Below are 1,625 nucleotides of genomic sequence, written 5' to 3'. Positions count from 1 at the left end.
GGAGTTTCTGGAGTTTCTGGAGTTTCTGGAGTTTCTGGAGTTTCTGGAGTTTCTGGAGTTTCTGGAGTTTCTGGAGTTTCTGGAGTCATAACATACAAAATGAAAGTTAAGTACAAGATATAATTGTATAATGCCTGCGATAAGGATGTACAGCTAACGCCCAATTAAGTTGTGAGCAACGCTGCCACATGGCCTAAACACTTCACCGTAATCACCAAACCAATTGAAACCGAAAGTGCCGAGCGTTGCGAATCAGCTTGAATTGCTTGTTATGTTTTGTGCCCGAACCTCTTAACCAAACCAGAACAAATTACGGCTAACTTAGCGTCACTGTCTACAACATGTTGACGAGCGTCTTCAAATAAGCAATACACTTCACCTTCTTCACAAGCCTTACCTTTCTCTAAAACGTCTAGGACTCGCATGTTCCACATATAGTAATCATTCGGGTCAAAACCTGAGTCTTGGAAATATAGCCCTACGATTAGCTCCATTTGACGGATATTAGCCATCAAGCGCCGTCTGTGTTCTCGACTTACTGTCGGGTAGTGAGCTCTTTGACTTTGTATATCATCTAGGATTTCAGTACATAGATCGGTGTACTCAATTGATAATTGAGCCAACTCTTCAATCTTTTTGAGTAAATACTCTTGACGCGCTCTACGTTGGGAAAAATACTGATTTGTTAGCAAAACGCCAACGGCTAATAATGCAGAGAAAACGAAAGTAATCAGCTTAACTTGGTCTTCCTTAGCCGAAAATAGTTCTATTAAGTACATTTCATCCTCGAAAAACATAACGCCCTGTTAAGGTGTGAGCAGCGCAATACCAAAGCCCCCGCATACCACCTTAAACACCAGACGCAACGCATAGTAAAACCGCCACGCGTTGCGAATCACTCTTAAACAGTTTGTTAGATGCCAGATCACTGAGACTGATTTAGTAGTGGTAACGACACGAGATTATCGTTATCGCTTGATCATCGACTGCGTAAACAAGCCGATTAGTGTCATCAATACGACGAGACCAAAAACCAGATAAATTCTCTTTTAACGGCTCTGGTTTACCGATGCCCTCAAATGGGGAGCGCTTAACATCATTGATGAGTTTGTTGATGCGCTTGAGTGTTTTCTTGTCTTGAGTTTGCCAATACAAGTAGTCATCCCAAGCGTCATCAGTCCACGACAGTAAACGTTGACTACTACTCATCAATTAACTCTCGTGCTGTTGTTTTACCAGCGCGGTACTGTGCTATCGAACGGTTTAGGTGTTCAGCGTTTTGAGGAGAGCGTAGTAAGTGAACTGTCTCCATAAGGCTATTGTAGTAGTCTAAAGACATAACCACAGCATCTTCAGAATCGCGGCGTGTAATAACTGTTGTATCAGCGTCATTAACTACACCGTCCAAAACAGCTTTGAGACCATTTCTAGCTTCAGTAAAAGATACGATTCTCATAAGAACCTCCACATGTACATTTAATGGAACAAGTATAGCCTTCATCAACCTACTTGTACAGTAAATTGAACATGCAATACCAATAAGGCAACTAACGCCCAATTAACGTGTGAGCAGCGCAAACACTGAACTTGAGCACTGCACCGTAAACACTAAATTCAACCCGAAG

At 42.0% G+C, this 1,625-nt stretch carries 3 protein-coding genes; all 3 read right to left on the bottom strand.

Going from position 1 to position 1,625, the window contains the following annotated elements; all coding sequences use genetic code 11:
- Positions 1–269: 269 nt before the first annotated feature.
- Positions 270–779, bottom strand: a complete 510-nt coding sequence (locus ACHUFZ_RS21045; RefSeq protein ID WP_394128691.1) for a hypothetical protein — start codon at positions 777–779, stop codon at positions 270–272.
- 160 nt (positions 780–939) lie between these two features.
- Positions 940–1,209: a Txe/YoeB family addiction module toxin gene (locus tag ACHUFZ_RS21040; protein WP_005464459.1), complete on the bottom strand. Its 270-nt coding sequence runs from the start codon at positions 1,207–1,209 to the stop codon at positions 940–942.
- Entirely contained in the window at positions 1,202–1,456 is a 255-nt protein-coding gene (locus tag ACHUFZ_RS21035) for a type II toxin-antitoxin system Phd/YefM family antitoxin (RefSeq protein WP_005526636.1), read from the bottom strand. The genes ACHUFZ_RS21040 and ACHUFZ_RS21035 overlap by 8 nt, the downstream gene beginning before the upstream one ends.
- Positions 1,457–1,625: the final 169 nt, after the last annotated feature.

The organism is Vibrio hepatarius, assembly GCF_043642085.1.
Taxonomy (GTDB): Bacteria; Pseudomonadota; Gammaproteobacteria; order Enterobacterales; family Vibrionaceae; genus Vibrio; species Vibrio hepatarius_C.
Note: the sequence above shows the minus strand (reverse complement) of the source record. Positions and strands in the feature narration are given on the sequence as shown.

What these genes read in the sequence shown, in the direction of transcription:
- ACHUFZ_RS21045 (WP_394128691.1), bottom strand. Translation starts at nt 779, where the DNA reads ATGTACTTAATAGAACTATTTTCGGCTAAGGAAGACCAAGTTAAGCTG.
- ACHUFZ_RS21040 (WP_005464459.1), bottom strand. Translation starts at nt 1,209, where the DNA reads ATGAGTAGTAGTCAACGTTTACTGTCGTGGACTGATGACGCTTGGGAT.
- ACHUFZ_RS21035 (WP_005526636.1), bottom strand. Translation starts at nt 1,456, where the DNA reads ATGAGAATCGTATCTTTTACTGAAGCTAGAAATGGTCTCAAAGCTGTT.